At 64.9% G+C, this 16,669-nt stretch carries 12 protein-coding genes; 10 read left to right on the plus strand and 2 right to left on the minus strand.

Annotated features, from left to right (window positions below; all coding sequences use genetic code 11):
* The first annotated feature begins 44 nt into the window (after positions 1–44).
* The 4 genes from ABLE85_RS01160 (at position 45) to ABLE85_RS01175 (ending at position 6,664) form a co-directional block, all read left to right on the plus strand.
* Positions 45–3,116 (plus strand): efflux RND transporter permease subunit, encoded by a 3,072-nt coding sequence (locus tag ABLE85_RS01160; protein WP_348790856.1) that lies wholly within the window; start codon positions 45–47, stop codon positions 3,114–3,116.
* 99 nt (positions 3,117–3,215) lie between these two features.
* Positions 3,216–3,686, plus strand: coding sequence for a host attachment protein (locus ABLE85_RS01165; protein WP_348790857.1), 471 nt, complete (start codon positions 3,216–3,218; stop codon positions 3,684–3,686).
* Positions 3,687–3,734: 48 nt separating this feature from the next.
* Positions 3,735–5,684, plus strand: coding sequence for an ATP-dependent zinc metalloprotease FtsH (ftsH, locus tag ABLE85_RS01170; protein ID WP_348791426.1), 1,950 nt, complete (start codon positions 3,735–3,737; stop codon positions 5,682–5,684).
* The gene (locus tag ABLE85_RS01175) at positions 5,681–6,664 is read left to right on the plus strand and encodes a zinc-dependent alcohol dehydrogenase family protein (RefSeq protein ID WP_348790858.1); all 984 of its coding nucleotides are present in this window, start codon (positions 5,681–5,683) and stop codon (positions 6,662–6,664) included. Before ftsH ends, ABLE85_RS01175 begins: the two co-directional genes overlap by 4 nt.
* Here the strand turns inward: ABLE85_RS01175 and ABLE85_RS01180 are convergent.
* On the minus strand, positions 6,636–8,192 hold the full coding sequence (locus tag ABLE85_RS01180; RefSeq protein ID WP_348790859.1) for an AAA family ATPase: 1,557 nt from the start codon (positions 8,190–8,192) through the stop codon (positions 6,636–6,638). The two genes, ABLE85_RS01175 and ABLE85_RS01180, sit on opposite strands and share 29 nt — an antisense overlap.
* A 66-nt stretch (positions 8,193–8,258) precedes the next feature.
* Here ABLE85_RS01180 and ABLE85_RS01185 point away from each other — a divergent pair, with 66 nt between their 5' ends.
* A complete protein-coding gene (locus tag ABLE85_RS01185) occupies positions 8,259–8,870 on the plus strand; it encodes an Hsp20/alpha crystallin family protein (protein WP_348790860.1) in 612 nt (203 codons plus the stop codon).
* A gap of 30 nt (positions 8,871–8,900) precedes the next feature.
* Here ABLE85_RS01185 and ABLE85_RS01190 read toward each other — a convergent pair whose 3' ends face one another.
* Positions 8,901–9,956, minus strand: a complete 1,056-nt coding sequence (locus ABLE85_RS01190; protein WP_348790861.1) for a GlxA family transcriptional regulator — start codon at positions 9,954–9,956, stop codon at positions 8,901–8,903.
* A gap of 115 nt (positions 9,957–10,071) precedes the next feature.
* Between ABLE85_RS01190 and ABLE85_RS01195 the strand changes: the two genes are divergently transcribed.
* Genes ABLE85_RS01195 through glyA form a run of 5 tightly spaced genes read left to right on the plus strand, consistent with a single transcriptional unit; the run spans position 10,072 to position 16,502 of the window.
* Positions 10,072–11,325, plus strand: coding sequence for a sarcosine oxidase subunit beta family protein (locus ABLE85_RS01195; protein ID WP_348790862.1), 1,254 nt, complete (start codon positions 10,072–10,074; stop codon positions 11,323–11,325).
* A gap of 13 nt (positions 11,326–11,338) precedes the next feature.
* Positions 11,339–11,641 (plus strand): sarcosine oxidase subunit delta, encoded by a 303-nt coding sequence (locus ABLE85_RS01200; RefSeq protein WP_348778233.1) that lies wholly within the window; start codon positions 11,339–11,341, stop codon positions 11,639–11,641.
* A complete protein-coding gene (locus tag ABLE85_RS01205; RefSeq protein WP_348790863.1) occupies positions 11,638–14,637 on the plus strand; it encodes a sarcosine oxidase subunit alpha in 3,000 nt (999 codons plus the stop codon). The genes ABLE85_RS01200 and ABLE85_RS01205 overlap by 4 nt, the downstream gene beginning before the upstream one ends.
* A 10-nt stretch (positions 14,638–14,647) precedes the next feature.
* The gene (locus ABLE85_RS01210; RefSeq protein ID WP_348790864.1) at positions 14,648–15,208 is read left to right on the plus strand and encodes a sarcosine oxidase subunit gamma family protein; all 561 of its coding nucleotides are present in this window, start codon (positions 14,648–14,650) and stop codon (positions 15,206–15,208) included.
* A 25-nt stretch (positions 15,209–15,233) separates the two neighbouring features.
* Positions 15,234–16,502, plus strand: coding sequence for a serine hydroxymethyltransferase (glyA, locus tag ABLE85_RS01215; RefSeq protein WP_348790865.1), 1,269 nt, complete (start codon positions 15,234–15,236; stop codon positions 16,500–16,502).
* Positions 16,503–16,669: the final 167 nt, after the last annotated feature.

Genomic DNA, 16,669 nt, shown 5'->3' on the forward strand with positions numbered 1-16,669 from the left:
GGTCCCGGGGTAGTTGACTTTAGGAAAGTATGCGGTGGGTCGTGATGAATTTCACCGACATCTTCATCCGCCGTCCGGTCCTGGCGATCGTCGTCAGCCTGACGATCCTGGTGCTTGGCCTCCGCGCGGTCGGCTCCTTGCCGATCCTGCAATATCCCCGCACCGAAAATACCGTCGTCACGGTCACGACCACTTATTACGGCGCCGACCCGGACGTCATCGCCGGGTTCATCGCCACGCCCCTGGAGAACGCCATCGCCCAAGCCAATGGCATCGACTACATGAGTTCCTCCAGTCAGACCGGCGTCAACATCATCACCATCTATCTCCGTCTCAACTACGATGCCGACAAGGCGCTGACGGAGATCAATACCAAGGTCGCCTCGGTCACGAACCAGCTGCCCCCAGGCACGCAGCAGCCGGTTCTGACGGTCAAGGTCGGGCAGACCATCGACGCCATGTATATGGGCTTCGACAGCGACGTGCTGCCGCGCAACAAGATCACGGACTATCTGGTCCGGGTGGTGCAGCCCAAACTCCAGGCGGTGCCTGGCGTGCAGACCGCCGAAATCCTGGGCGGGCAGAACTTCGCGCTGCGGGCTTGGCTAGAGCCGGTGAAACTGGCCGCCTTCGGCCTTACGGCAAACGACATCGCAACTGCCCTGCTGCAGAACGACTACATTGCGGGGCTGGGCACCACCAAGGGCCAGATGGTACAGGTCAACCTGACCGCTTCGACAAACCTGCACAGCGTGGAGCAGTTCGCCAATCTCGTGATCAAGCAGTCCGGTGGCGCCATCGTACGGCTGAAGGATGTGGCCAACGTCACGCTTGGCGCTGACGACTACGAGTCGCAGGTCGCCTTCGATGGCAAGCAGGCCGTCTACATCGGCATCCAGGTCGCGCCGGGTGCCAATCTGCTCGATGTCATCGCCGGCGTACGCAAGCAGTTTCCCGGCATCGTGGAGCAACTGCCGCAGGGCCTCCGCGGGACGATCGTCTACGACTCGACCGACTTCGTGAACAGCTCGATCCACGAGGTCATATGGACCCTGGGCGAAGCGCTGTTGATCGTCACGTTGGTCATCTTCGCGTTTCTTGGCTCGTTCCGCTCGGTGCTGATCCCGGTCGTGGCCATCCCCCTGTCGCTCATCGGCGCGTTCACGATGATGCTGGCGCTCGGGTTCTCCATAAACCTGCTGACGCTGCTGGCCCTGGTGCTGGCCATCGGCCTCGTCGTCGACGACGCGATCATCGTGGTCGAGAACGTCAACCGGCATCTGGACGAGGGTGTGCAGCCTATCCCGGCGGCGATCATGGCGGCGCGGGAACTGGGCGGCCCGATCATCGCCATGACCGTGGTGCTCGTCGCCGTCTATGTCCCAATCGGGTTCCAGGGCGGATTGACCGGGGCTCTTTTCACCGAGTTCGCCTTCACGCTGGTGGGAGCCGTAACGGTTTCGGCCATCATCGCACTGACGCTGTCGCCGATGATGTGCTCGCGCATCCTCAGGGCACGCGACAGGGATGGACCCGGCTGGCAAGACCGCTTGGCGGACTTCATCGACCGTTCGTTCGATCGCGTCCGCAATGGCTACGAACGGCTGCTGCATGGCAGCCTCAACTACATCCCCGTCACGGCCACCTTTGCCTTTATCGTGCTCGGCAGCATCTATTTCCTCTATGGCGGTGCCAAGAGCGAGCTGGCGCCGCAGGAGGATGAGGGGGTCATCATCGCCTCCTCGACGCCGGCTGCCAACGCCACCCTGGAACAGAAGCTGCTCTATTCGAGGCAGATCTACGAGATATACGCCAAGTACCCGGAGACCGCTCACGTGTTCCAGATAGACGCGCCGGGCCAGTCTATCGCGGGCATGGTCTTCACCCCGTGGGATCAGCGCACGCGGACCACCAATGAGTTGCAGCCCATCATCCAGAAGCAGCTCGACGGAGTGGCCGGCGTGCGCGTGGCCGCGTTCCAACTGCCGCCGCTGCCCGGCAGTCAGGGCCTGCCGGTGCAATTCGTGCTGCAGACGACGGAACCCTTCGAAGCGCTCAACGAGAAGGCGCAGAATTTTCTGCAGGAAGCGCTGAAGAGCGGGATGTTCATCTTTCTCGACAGCGATCTCAAGATCGACAACCCGCAGGCGATCGTGCAGATCGACCGCAACAAGACAGCGCAGCTGGGCTTCAAGATGAGCGATGTGGGCGCAGCGCTCGGTGGCATGTTGGGCGGAGGCTACGTAAACTATTTCAGCCTCGACAATCGCTCCTACAAGGTCATTCCGCAGGTCCAGCAGCGCAGCCGCCTGAACGTCCAGCAGTTGATGAACTACTACATCGGCTCGGTAAACGGAGTTCCGATACCGCTGTCGACGGTCGCCAGGATCGAGACGAAGGCCGTTCCGGAATCGATCAATCATTTCCAGCAGCTGAACAGCGCGACGATCCAGGGCGTGGCCGCGCCCGGCGTGGCCCAGGCCGATGCGCTGAAGTTTCTGCAGGATCTGGCCGCGCGTACCCTGCCGCAGGGCTACTCCGTCGACTATGGCGGCCTGTCCCGACAGTACATCCAGGAGTCGTCGGGCTTTGTCGTCACCTTCGCCTTCGCCCTGATCATCATCTACCTGGCTTTGGCCGCCCTGTTCGAGAGCTTCCGCGATCCGGCCATCATCCTGGTCTCGGTCCCGATGTCGATCGCCGGCGCACTCATCTTCATCAGCATCGGCATCGGTGGGGCGAGCCTGAACATCTACACGCAGGTGGGACTGGTGACGTTGATGGGGCTGATCAGCAAGCACGGTATCCTGATCGTCGAATTCGCGAACGACCTTCAGCAAAAAGGCAAATCCAAGCGCGAGGCGATCGAGGCGGCATGCGGCATTCGCCTGCGGCCGATCCTGATGACGACGGCGGCGATGGTGCTGGGCGTCATCCCGCTGATCATCGCCACCGGCGCGGGTGCGGTCTCGCGCTTCAACATGGGGCTGGTCATCGCCAGCGGCTTGACGATCGGCACGCTGTTCACGTTGTTCGTCGTGCCCGCCGTCTACATGATGATCGCGGCCGACCACTCCAGGCTTGCGGAGGTTGGCAAGGGCGCCGAACAGGCATGACCGACCCTCGGCGCTCGACCGAGAGGCGCCCTGCTTGATCGCAATCAAGGCGAAAGCCGGCAAGAACAGAGAGACTTGATCCAGGACCAGGAGGTCGAAATGAAGCCGCTCAGGATTTGGGTTCTCGTGGCAGACGGTTCACGCGCGCGTATCCTGCGCAATGCGGTCACGCAGGAACGGCCAGCCGAACCGCTGGAGGAACTGGTCTTCACTTCGCCCAAGAAGCAGTTGCGGGAGATCATGGCCGACAAGCCAGGCCGAGGCTTCGCCTCGGCGGGAGGCACCCGCAGTTCGTCGATGGAATATCACTCCGACCCGGTGCACGAAGAGCAGCAGGCGTTTGCGGCGATGCTTGTCTCGGTGCTCCAAGAGCATCTTCTGGCGGGCGACTTCGACCGCCTCGCCATCATCGCCGCTCCCCGCATGCTTGGAGACCTTCGCCAGGCACTGCCGGAAGGGCTTCGCAACATCACCATAACCGAGATCTCAAAGGATCTCACCAGACTGGGGATACTGGAGCTGCGCGAAGCCGTGAGCCAAATGAACTTCAGTCAACTCAAGACCGGCTGAGGCCGGCAGCCGCTCGGGACGCGCCCCCAGGAATTGCTCGTGGAACAGATGGACAAGAAGAAAACCTTCAACGTCGGCTATTTCATCGCCGCCTTTCTGGCCATCAGCCTCCTCCAATTGTGGCTGACATATCGGTCGGTGGAGCAGGTTTCCTACACCGACCTCATGCAACTCGTGGCGCAGGGCAAGGTGGCATCTGTCACCCTGACGGAGACGATGATCGAGGGGCAATTCAAGGAGCCCCAGAACGGCAAGACGATGTTCGTGACAAATCGCGTCGACCCGACCGCAGCGGCGGTCTTCGACAAGGCCGGCGTCAAGGTATCCGGGGCCAGCGACAGCAACTGGCTGACGGTACTCCTGTCCTGGGTTGTTCCGCTGCTGATCTTCGGTGGGCTCTGGTTCTACCTGTTTCGCGGCGTCGCGGGCAGGCAGGGCATGGGCGGGTTGATCAATATCGGCAAGTCCAAGGCCAAGGTCTATCTCGAGCGCCAGACCGGAGTGACTTTCGATGACGTCGCCGGTGCCGACGAAGCGAAGGCCGAGCTGCAGGAGGTCGTTTCCTTCCTGAAGGACAAGGACAGGTACGGGCGACTGGGTGCGCGCATTCCCAAGGGCACGCTGTTGGTCGGCCCGCCCGGCACCGGCAAGACGCTGATGGCGCGTGCCGTGGCCGGCGAGGCCGGCGTGCCGTTCTTCTCCATTTCAGGGTCCGAGTTCGTCGAGATGTTCGTCGGCGTGGGCGCTGCCCGCGTGCGCGACCTGTTCGAGCAGGCGCGGCAGGCGGCCCCTTGCATCATCTTCATCGACGAGCTCGACGCGCTTGGCCGGGCGCGCAGCCCGTTCGCGGGATATGGCGGCGGCGACGAGAAGGAGCAGACGCTGAACCAGCTGCTCTCCGAGCTCGACGGCTTCGACCCTCGCGTCGGCATCGTTCTGCTTGCGGCGACCAACCGGCCCGAAATTCTCGACGCGGCGCTGCTGCGTGCCGGTCGCTTCGACCGACAGGTCGTGATCGATCGGCCCGATCGTGAAGGCCGCGTGGCGATCCTGAAGGTGCATATGAAGTCGATAACTGTCGCGCCGGAGGTCAGCCTCGAAGAGATTGCAGGCATCACGCCCGGCTTCACCGGCGCCGATCTTGCCAATCTCGTCAACGAGGCCGCGATTTTCGCGACAAGAAGGGGCGCAAGCGAGGTCGAGATGGTCGATTTCACCAACGCCGTCGAGCGCATCGTCGCCGGCTCGGAGAAGAAGAGCCGTCTGCTGAGGCCCGACGATCGAGAGCGGGTCGCCTATCATGAGATGGGTCACGCGCTTGCTGCGACCGTGCTCAAGGGGGCGGACCCGGTCCGGAAGGTGTCGATCATTCCGCGCTCCATCGGCTCGCTCGGATACACGCTTCAGCGCCCGACAGAGGACCGCTTTCTGATCACGGCGGCCGAACTGAAGGACAGGATGGTTACCTTGCTGGCCGGACGTGCGGCGGAAGATATCATCTATGGGGAAATCTCGACGGGTGCGGCCGACGATCTCGCCAAGGCCACCGACATCGCCCGGCAGAGCGTCACGCGCTTCGGCATGAGCGATACGGTCGGACAGGCTGTGCTGGAGGAGCAGAGATCGCAGTGGCTGGGTGACCAGCAACCACCTGCCATGCATCCCAAGGACTACTCCGAGGCCACCGCCCGCGAGGTCGATCTCGCCGTCCGCAAAATGATCGACGACGCGTATGAGGCGGCAAAGGACCTCTTGCGGTCCCGACTGACCGATCTGAAGGCCGGCGCGCGGCTGTTGCTCGACCGCGAAACCATAACCCCCGCCGACTTCCCGCCGCTGCAACGCCCGGATGAACGGCCCCCGGACGCCGAGACGAAAACGCCCCCGCCGGGGCCCGGCGATCAAACGCGGTTGCGTCTGCATTGCGACCACTGGGAGGACTTCGGGGCATCGAATAGCAGCGGCCATCGCGATTCCTCAGGGCGGTGGCGACCGTGAAAGCGATGGTGCTGGAGGCGGTCGGAAAGCCGCTGGTGCTGAAGGAACGGCCCGATCCGCGCCCGGGCAAAGGCGAAGTCAGGCTCGAGGTCGAAGCCTGCGCCGTCTGTCGCACGGACCTCCACGTTGTCGACGGCGAGCTTCCCCATCCTCGGCTTCCGCTCGTTCCCGGCCATGAGATCGTCGGCCTGGTCGATGCGGTCGGTGAAGGTGTGGACGAGGCGCGGCTCGGCCGGCGCGTCGGCGTGCCTTGGCTTGGGTACAGCTGCGGCGTGTGCCCTTACTGCCGAGCTGACATGGAGAACCTGTGCGACAGCCCGCTGTTCACCGGCTATACGCGCGATGGCGGCTTTGCCACCCATGTGGTGGCCGATGCCGCCTATGCCTTCGATCTCGACATGGAAGCCGACCCTGTGTCGCTCGCGCCGCTGCTCTGCGCAGGCCTGATCGGCTGGCGTTCGCTCAGGAAGGCGGGCGAGGGCAGACGGATCGGCCTCTACGGCTTCGGTGCCGCCGCCCACATCATCGCCCAGATCTGCGTCTGGCAGGGGCGGGAGGTGTATGCCTTCACGCGGCCGAACGATCTCGAGGCGCAGCGTTTCGCGCTTGAACTGGGCGCGGTCTGGGCGGGCGCTTCCGACGCGCAGCCACCAAAGCCGCTGGATGCCGCGATCATCTTCGCGCCTGTCGGCAGTCTGGTGCCCGCCGCGCTGCGGGCGGTCCGCAAGGGCGGCCGCGTGGTTTGCGGCGGCATCCACATGAGCGACATACCCTCCATGCCCTACGCGCTGCTGTGGGAGGAGCGGGAGCTGGTCTCCGTGGCCAATCTCACACGCAATGACGCAGCCACTTTCTTTCCCGTCGCACGCGAGGCAGGGGTGCGCACCCATACGGTGACCTACCCGCTCGAGCAGGCCAACACCGCACTTGCCGATCTTCGCGCCGGGCGTTTCAGCGGAGCGGCGGTGCTGGTTCCTTGAGCGTTTTGTGGGCACTGCCCAAGGACAAAATTTTGTCGGCCGTCGAGCTGGGCGGCCCCACGGCCGCCACACGCTGCCACCCGAGTTCACCCACGCTTCGTCCCAGCTGTCCTTGCAAAACCTCGACCGTCGCGTCGGACGGCCCTCGCACCCGTTCGCGCACGCGTTGCAGCAAGGTGCCAGTATCTGCTTCCAGCCAGACGCCTGTGAAGGTCGCTGCCCCTTGCCTGGCCGCCGTTTCGATCAGCAGGCGGTTGTCCGGCCGGTCGAAGACCGCATCGGCGACCACAGAGCCTCCGGCGGCGAGAATGGCACGGGCCCGGTCGCAAAGCGTCCAATAGACCTTTGCCGAAACATCCGGCTGGTAGGCCGCGACGTCCAACCGGGTTTCGGGCGAGACCCCGAACATGGCCTTGCGGATGCGGTCGCTCTCAAGAATGCGTGCGCCCGGCGGCGGCCCGACCCAAGGTGCGAGCACCTCCGCCACGGTCGACTTGCCCGAGCCGCTCAGGCCACCGATCGCGACGAGGTGGGGCGGGCTGTCGACCAGAAGCGAGAGCGCGAGCTCGAAATAGGAGCGTGCCCTCGCGACGAGTTCTTCGGACGCTGCGTCGCTTTCCTCGACCTGGGTGGCGGTGACGTGAGCGCGGACGGCGGCGCGAACCGCCATGAAGAACGGCAGCAGCGGAAAGCCGTCGTCGTTGTCCGTCTCGTCGAGATAGCGGTTCATGACCAGGTTGGCGAAATGGGGCAGGCCGCGATGCCAGAGGTCCATCAGCAGGAAGGCGAGGTCGTAGAGAACGTCGACCGTGGCGATCTGGTCGTTGAACTCAATGCAGTCGAACAGCCGCGGCTCCCCGCCGAACAGGCAGATGTTGCGCAGATGCAGGTCGCCATGGCAGCGGCGGATCCTGCCTTTGGCGACGCGGTCGTCGAGCAGGGGAGAACAGCGTGCCAGCGCGTTCTGGAAACTGGCGACGAAGGCGCTCACTTCCTCGGGTCGAAACACGTGGCTCGTGGCAAATCCCGCTTCGTTGATGTCCAGCACGGCCTGCATGTTCGCCGGGCCGCCGACATGGGCAATTGGTGCCTGCTCATGGAACCGGGCGACCGTGCGCGCGACCTCGGTCATCAGCTGCGGCGTAAGCGCGCCTGCCATCGCCATCCGGTCGAACAGGCATTCCTGGTCGAACCGCACCATCTCGACCACCGCGTCCAACGTCTCGCCGTCGCCCGTGAAGGCCAGTTCGCCGGCCTGGTTGCGGCCAATGCGGCGGACTCCGAGATAGAGCCCGGGCGCTGTCGCCGAATTGAGCGCGACCTCCTTTTCGCAGGCGGCCAGGCGTAGCTCCGGCGTGGAGAAGTCGACATAGGGCAGCTTCACCGCCCGCTTCATCTTGAACGCCCGGTCACCGGCAAGGAAGATCAGCGAGATGTGCGTCTCCATCACCTCGACCGGACTGTCGATGCCATAGGAGCGCGGCTCTTTCAGAAAGGCGATAACCTGGCTCTGGTCGTCGACGATCATTGCGGCAAGCGCCCCGTCCACCTGCAATTTGGGCGGTCAGTCTGCCGCTCGCGGCGTCGCAGAACATTGATCCCGGTCAAGACACTGCGCATCCGCCGACGGCTGGCAGCGTTGACGCGGATCAAGGAACAGCCAGCCTGTTTTGGGTATTTTGCGGTGAAACGGAGTGCGTTTCCATCGCCTGCAATCGCACAAGGAGGTAACCGTAAGATGCGTGCGCCTCTGCCATCGCTTTGGGATCACGTCGGCAAATCGTCAAGCCTGGGCAATCTTCGGCAGGAAATCGACAGACTGTTCGAGGATTTCTCGCGAAGCGTTCGCGGCTCAGCGCCCTTTGCTGGCTCCGGGCTGGTGCCCGACATGGATATCCATGATACGGAAAAAGAGGTGATACTCGGCATCGAGCTGCCGGGCGTCGACGAGAAGGACATTACCGTCTCGGTTTCCGGCCAGGCCGTTACGATCTCGGGCGAAAAGAAGTCCAAGTTCGAGACGAAGGGCGGCGACAACTTCCGCAAGGAGCGCAGATACGGAGAGTTCTCCCGGTCGGTCACCTTGCCGTTCACCATCGATCCGGACAAGGTCGACGCGAGGTTCGCCAGGGGCGTCCTGACAGTGACGATCCACAAGCCCTCCGAAGTCGTCCAGCAAACCCGGAAGATCCCGATCATAAGCTGATAGACGGCGATTGCCCGCGCACACCGTGCTTCAGGAGCTGGCCGGTTCGAGAAAGGCCGGCTCGCTGGGGATTGCCGTCTTCAAAACATTGCCTTTCAGCCTGAGCGCAAGTGGCGTCTCGCCGAAGCGCTTGCGAAACGCCCGGCTGAGATGCGAGGCGTCGCAGAAGCCCGACTCGGTCGCGATCGCGGCGATGGAACGCTCCGACTGCTGCACGAGGAAACGGGCATGCTCCAGCCGGATCATGGTGCAGGCCGCCATCGGCGAGGTCTGCAGCGCCGCCTGGAACCGGCGCTCGAGCTGGCGCTTGTTGACGGCCATGCGCTGCGCAAGCTCGGCCACCGTGTAGGGCGTGTCCATGTTCTGCTGCATCAAGAGCAGCGCCTTCTTCACCATCGGGTCGTTGGTGTGGAGGTCGAGCGGAATGCCCGGCTGCGGGGTTTCCGCGATTTCAGCCTCGTCGAACATCATGATGTGCAGGCTCTTGGTCGCCTGCGCCTTGCCCACATGCCGCTCCACCAGGAAGGCGGCCAGATGCGCCGAGCTGGCGCCACCCGAGCACGTCAGCCGGTCGCGGTCGACGACGAAGATCTGGTCCGACACAGGACGCAGCCCGTCGAACTGTTCGAGGAAGTCGGCGTGATGGAACCAGCTGACGCAACAGCGATAGCCGTTCATCAGCCCGGCCTGGTGCAGGATGAACGCCCCGGTGCACACGCCCACCAGCGGCACGTTCGCAGCCCCGGCCTTGCGCAGGAAGTTGTTGTGCTGCGCGTTGGCGCTGGGGATCTCGTCCATCAGCCCGCCGACCACGACGATGTAGTCGAACTTCCTCGGGTCGCCGAATCGCTCCTGCGGTTGCACCGAAACGCCGCAGCTCGATTGGACCGGGTGGCCGTCATCCGACAGCACCGTCCACTTGCACAGGATGGGCCGGCTGCGATCGCCCTCGTCGGCGGCGAGCCGCAGCACGTCGACGAAGTTGGCGAAGGCGCACAGCGTGAACCGGCGCGCCAGGATGAAACCCACTGACAGCCGTGCCTTCGGCTCCTTTGCGTCGAGTGGTTTCTGCAGCCTGTCGACCATGTTTCCCTGCCTTGAACGGCTGTCGCAAATCTCTCTTTCAATTGACGCATACATCCTGTGCAAGATCAACGGTCGCGTCGATACTTGGGGCACTTTCCATCGGGAGGAGCTTCCAGTGACCCAGTTTTCCTGGGCGTCGCTTTTGCGTAACGCCTTGACCGGCCACAAGAATTGGCAGCCGCAGTGGCCGAATGCCGAGCCCAAGTCGGAGTACGACGTCATCATCGTCGGCGCCGGCGGCCATGGCCTCGGCGCGGCCTACTATCTGGCCAAAGAGCACGGCATCACCAATGTCGCGGTGATCGAAAAGGGCTGGCTCGGCGGCGGCAACACAGGCCGCAACACCACCATCGTTCGTTCGAACTATCTCTATGACGAAAGCGCGATGCTCTACGAGCATGCGATGAAGCTCTGGGAAGGGCTCAGCCAGGAACTGAACTACAACGTCATGTTCTCGCAGCGCGGCGTGATGATGCTGGCGCATAACGTGCACGACATACAGAGCTTCAAGCGCCACATCCATTCCAACCGCCTGAACGGTATCGACAACGAGTGGCTGACGCCGGAGCAGGCGAAGGAATACTGCCCGCCGCTCAATCTCTCTCCCAATGCGCGCTATCCGGTCATGGGCGCGGCACTGCAGCGGCGCGGCGGCGTTGCCCGCCACGATGCGGTTGCCTGGGGCTATGCCCGCGGCGCGGCAGCGCGCGGCGTCGACATCATCCAGAACTGCCCGGTGACCGCGATCCGCCGCGATGCCTCGGGCAAGGTCACCGGCGTGGAGACGGCAAAGGGCTTCATCCGTGCCAAGAAGGTGGCCGTGTCGGCCGCCGGCAACACCTCGGTGGTGATGGACACGGCCGGCGTTCGGTTGCCGCTGGAGAGCTTCCCGCTGCAGGCGCTGGTGTCGGAGCCGGTGAAGCCGGTGTTCCCCTGCGTGGTCATGTCCAACACGGTGCACGCCTATATCAGCCAGTCGGACAAGGGCGAACTGGTGATCGGCTCGGGCACCGACCAGTATGTGTCCTACAGCCAGCGCGGCGGGCTGCCGCTGATCGAGCACACGGTCTCGGCGATCTGCGAGGTGTTCCCGATCTTTACCCGCATGCGCATGCTGCGCAAATGGGGCGGCATCGTCGACGTCACGCCCGACCGCTCGCCGATCCTCGGCAAGACGCCGGTGCCGGGCCTCTACGTCAACTGCGGCTGGGGAACCGGCGGCTTCAAGGCGACGCCGGGCTCGGCCCACGTCTTCGCCCACACCATCGCGCGCGACGAGCCGCACTGGATCAATGCGCCGTTCACGCTCGAGCGCTTCACGACCGGCCGGCTGATCGACGAGGCCGCGGCCGCGGCCGTGGCGCACTGAGGGAGGTTCCGCAATGCTTCTGATCCGTTGCCCCTACTGCGAGGCCGAGCGGCCCGAGGTCGAGTTCGCCTATGGCGGCGAGGCCCATATCGCAAGACCCGCCGACCCGTCCACTTTGACCGACGAACAGTGGAAGGACCATTTGTTCATCCGTACCAATCCGCGCGGCACGCATTTCGAGCGCTGGCGCCATGTGCACGGTTGCGGCCGCTTCTTCAACGCCGTCCGCGACACCGTGAGCGACAAGTTCGTGACCACATACAAGGCGGGCCTGCCGCGCCCGACCGAAGCCGAGCTCGAGGGAATGCGCAAATGAATGCCTATCGCATCAAGGGGAAGGGCAGGGTCGACCAGCGCAAGCCCGTGCGCTTCAGCTTCAACGGCACGACCTACACCGGCTATGAGGGCGACACGCTCGCCTCCGCGCTGCTCGCCAACGGCGTCCACCTGGTGGGGCGCTCGTTCAAGTACCACCGCCCGCGCGGTATCCTCTCGGCCGGGTCCGAAGAGCCGAACGCGCTTGTCGGCACCGACCGCGGCAACGGCCGCTTCGAGCCGAACACGCGCGCCACGGTGCTGGAGGTCTTCGAGGGGCTCAACACCACAAGCCAGAACCACTGGCCTTCGCTGAAGCGCGACGTGGGCGCGATCAACGACGCCATGTACATGCTGTTCTCGGCCGGCTTCTACTACAAGACCTTCATGTGGCCGAAGTCCTTCTGGAACAAGGTCTACGAGCCCTTCATCCGCGGCGCGGCCGGTCTCGGCAAGTCGCCGTCGGTGCCAGATCCGGACACCTATGCCAGCCGCCACGCGCACTGCGACGTGCTGGTGGTAGGCTCCGGCCCCGCCGGCCTCGCCGCCGCGCTGGAAGCCGGCAGGAGCGGCGCCAAGGTCATCCTCGCCGACGAACAGGCCGAACTTGGCGGCTCGCTGCTTTCGGAAGGCGAGGCCACCATCGACGGCCTCTCCGCATCGGACTGGGTGGCTCGCACGCGAGCCGAACTGGAAGGGATGGCCAACGTCACGCTGCTGCCGCGCACGACGGCCATCGGCTACTACCACCAGAACTTCCTCGGTCTGTGCCAGCGCCTCACCGACCATCTCGCCAACCCACCGGCGAACGCGCCGCGCGAGCGCATGTGGCGGCTGCGCGCCAAGCAGGTCGTGCTTGCGCAGGGCTCCATCGAAAAGCCGCTCGTCTTCGACGGCAACGACCGTCCGGGCGTGATGCTGGCCGGCGCCGCCCGGACCTATCTCAACCGCTATGGCGTGAAGGTCGGAAACAGCGCGGTGGTGGTCACCTCGCATGACTCCGCATGGTTTGCCGCGTTCGATCTCGCCCAGGCAGGCGTTCGTGTGCCCGCTATCGTGGACATCCGCCACACGGTGTCCGACGAGCTCGTCAGGCGTGCTCGCGCGCTCAACATCGAGGTGCTTGCCGGCTGGACCGTTTCGGGTACTGCAGGCCGTCACCGCGTCTCCTCGGTGCGCGTCAATCCGGTGAGCCGGGGCGGCCAGGTCGGACCGGCCCGCACCATCAACTGCGAGGCGGTGCTGATGAGCGGCGGCTGGACGCCCACCGTGCACCTGTTCTCGCACACCAAGGGCAAGCTCGATTGGAACGAGGAACAGCAGATGTTCCTCCCCGGCGAGCGGACCGAGGAAAGCCGCTGCGCGGGCGCAGGCAATGGCCACTTCGGATTGGCCGAAGCCCTGCGGGAAGGAGCGGAGGCGGGTGCCGCAGCAGCGCGCGATGCGGGCTTTGCCGCACGCGAGTCCAGCTACACGGTCGATGGCGACTTCCCTTGCACGGGCGTCAGCAACCGCGAACTGCCCAGCGACCGCGATGCCGGCCGCGCAAAGGCCTTCGTCGACTTCCAGAACGACGTGACCGCCAAGGACATTCGCCTTGCCGTTCGCGAAGGCTTCCTGTCAATCGAGCACATCAAGCGCTACACCACCAACGGCATGGCGACCGACCAGGGCAAGACGTCCAACATGAACGGCTTGGCCATCGCCTCCAATGCCGTGGGCAAGGCGCCGCCTTCGGTGGGCCTCACCACCTTCCGGCCGCCTTACACGCCGACCACCTTCGGCGCGTTTGCCGGCTACAATCGCGGCGAGCTGTTCGAGGTCACGCGCAAGACGCCGATCGACAGCTGGGCTGAGGCCAATGGCGCCGTGTTCGAGCCGGTGTCGCTGTGGCGGCGCGCCTGGTACTTCCCGCGGAGCGGGGAGTCCATGCACCAGGCGGTGGCGCGCGAATGCAGGGCCGTTCGCCAGTCGCTCGGCATGTTCGACGCCTCCACGCTCGGCAAGATCGAGATCGTCGGGCCGGATGCGGCGGAGTTCATGAACCGCATGTACACCAACGCCTGGACCAAGCTGGCTCCCGGACGCTGCCGCTACGGCCTGCTGCTGGGCGAGGACGGCTTCATCCGCGACGACGGCGTGATCGGCCGGCTGACCACGGATCGCTTCCACGTCACCACCACCACCGGCGGCGCGGCCCGCGTCCTCAACATGATGGAGGACTATCTCCAGACAGAGTGGCCGGAACTCAAGGTGTGGCTCACCTCCACCACCGAGCAGTGGGCGGTGATCGCGCTCAATGGGCCAAATGCCCGCAAGCTGATCGAGCCGCTGGTCGAAGGCATCGACCTGTCGGACGAAGCCTTCCCGCACATGTCGGTGGCCGAAGGCAAGATCTGCGGCGTGCCCACGCGGCTCTTCCGCGTCAGCTTCACCGGCGAGCTCGGCTATGAAGTCAACGTGCCCGCCCGCCACGGCCTCGCAGTCTGGAAGGCGCTCTACGAGGCCGGCCAGAAGTATGGCATCACGCCTTACGGCACCGAGACGATGCACGTGCTGCGCGCCGAGAAGGGCTACATCATCGTCGGTCAGGACACCGACGGCACGGTCACGCCGGAGGACGCCGGCATCGGCTGGGCCATCGGCAAGGCCAAGCCCGACTTCGTCGGCAAGCGCTCACTGTCGCGCTCGGACATGCTGAAGGCCGACCGCAAGCAGCTCGTGGGGCTGCTGACCAGCGACCCCAAGCTCGTGCTGGAGGAGGGGGCGCAGATCGTCGACGACCCGAACCAGCCGTTGCCGATGAAGATGATCGGTCACGTCACCTCGTCTTACTGGAGCGAGGCCCTCGGCCGTTCCGTGGCGCTCGCGCTCGTCGAGGGCGGCCGCGCCAGGACGGGCAAGGTCATCCATGTGCCGATGCCGGGCACCTCGCACACCGCCGAGGTCGTGGGCACGGTCTTCTTCGACCCCGAAGGCAAGCGCCTCAACGCATAGGATCGCGATCATGCTGATGGAACATCACGGATTTTCTGGAACGCCGATCACGGTCGGGGGGGAGACGCGCCTCAGCGTCCGCCGGGCCGAGGACTGCGCACGCTTCAGCCTGCGCATCTCGCCGGGCCAGGCCGGCGCGGCTGCGAAGGCCTTCGGCTGCGACCTGCCGTCGAAGATTGGAGACATGGCAGTGGCGCGCACCAAGCTGGCGCTTTGCCTCTCCCCGGACGAGTGGCTGCTGCTGGCGCCGTCCGAGGAAGGCGAGGGCATCGTCGCCCGCTTCGCGGCGCTGTATGATGCAGCGCCCCACAGCCTGGTCGATATCGGCCACCGCGAGACCGGCATCGAGGTCGAAGGGGCGGCGGCGATCATGGCGCTGAGTTCGGCTTGCGCGCTGGACCTCACCGAGATGGCTGATGGAACCGGCACGCGTACGATCCTCGACAAGGCGCAGGTCGTCCTGATCAGGAGAAGCGCGGAAAGCTTCCGGATAGAGGTGTGGCGCTCCTTTGCCTCGCATGTTTGGGGCCTGCTGGAAGCCGCCAGCCACGAAGTCGAACTCGACCTTTAGGAATCGGATCGGAGGAGAACCGACCATGCTTAACTTCAAGATGAGCGCTTCGCTCGGAGACACCGAGGTCGCCTCGGTAATCGCCCGCGAGCTGGACCGGCAGCAGAACCAGATCGAGCTGATCGCTTCCGAAAACATCGTTTCGAACGATGTTCTGGTGGCGCAGGGCTCGGTGCTGACCAACAAATACGCCGAAGGCTATCCCGGCCGCCGCTACTATGGCGGCTGCGAATTCGTCGACCAGATCGAGACGCTGGCGATCGAGCGGGCCAAGCAGCTGTTCGGCGCGGGTTTCGTCAACGTCCAGCCGCACTCGGGCGCGCAGGCCAACCAGGCGGTGTTCCTGGCGCTGCTCAATCCCGGCGACCGCGTCATGGGCATGTCGCTGGCGCATGGAGGCCACCTGACGCACGGCGCGCCCGTCACCATGTCGGGCAAGTGGTTCGACATCGTCAGCTACGAGGTGCGCCAGTCCGACCAGCAGATCGACTATGACGAACTGCGCGCCAAGGCTCTCGAGACCCGGCCCAAGCTGATCGTCGCCGGCGCTTCGGCCTATCCGCGCGCGATCGACTTCGCCGCCTTCCGCCGTATCGCCGACGAGGTGGGCGCGTATTTGATGGTCGACATGGCCCACTATGCGGGCCTGGTCGCGGCCGGGCTCTATCCCGACCCGCTGCCGCATGCCCATGTCGTCACCACCACCACGCACAAGACCCTGCGCGGTCCGCGCGGCGGCATGATCCTGACCAATGACGAAGCGCTGGCCAAGAAGCTGAACTCGGCGGTGTTCCCGGGCAACCAGGGCGGCCCGCTGATGCATGTGATCGCGGCCAAGGCCGTGGCCTTCGGCGAGGCGCTGCGCCCGGAGTTCCGCGACTATGCGGCGTCCGTTGTCGGCAACGCCAAGGTTCTGTGCGAGACGCTGGTGAAGGGCGGGCTCGACATCGTTTCCGGCGGCACGGACAGCCACATGGTGCTGGTGGACCTGCGGCCGAAGGGCGTGAAGGGCCGGGATGCCGAGCACGCGCTGGAGCGGGCCGGCCTGACCTGCAACAAGAACTCCATTCCCTTCGATCCCGAGAAGCCGGCGGTCACGTCGGGCGTGCGGCTGGGCACCTCGGCGGGCACCACGCGCGGCTTCGGCGAGGCCGAGTTCCGTCGCATCGGCGAGCTGATCCTGAAAGTCATCGACGCGCTCGCCCTTGCCGGGCCGGAAGGCGATGCGGCCGTGGAGCAGGCGGTGCTCGCGGAAGTGCGCGATCTCTGCAAGCGCTTTCCGATCTACGAATAGTCTTGTCCCCGCGAGGGCCGGGATCACCGGCCCTCGCGTTAGATTCATGCGCCTGTCTAGGCGCGCTCTGTGGCGATCCGCTCGTGGATCCAGTCGCTGAAGGCGGCAGGTTAAAGCGCCGGCATCCACTTTCCCATTTTGCGCCGAACCACCTTTTCACGAAATGC

The sequence above is a fragment of the Mesorhizobium sp. KR1-2 genome (genome assembly GCF_040045035.1).
GTDB lineage: Bacteria > Pseudomonadota > Alphaproteobacteria > Rhizobiales > Rhizobiaceae > Pseudaminobacter.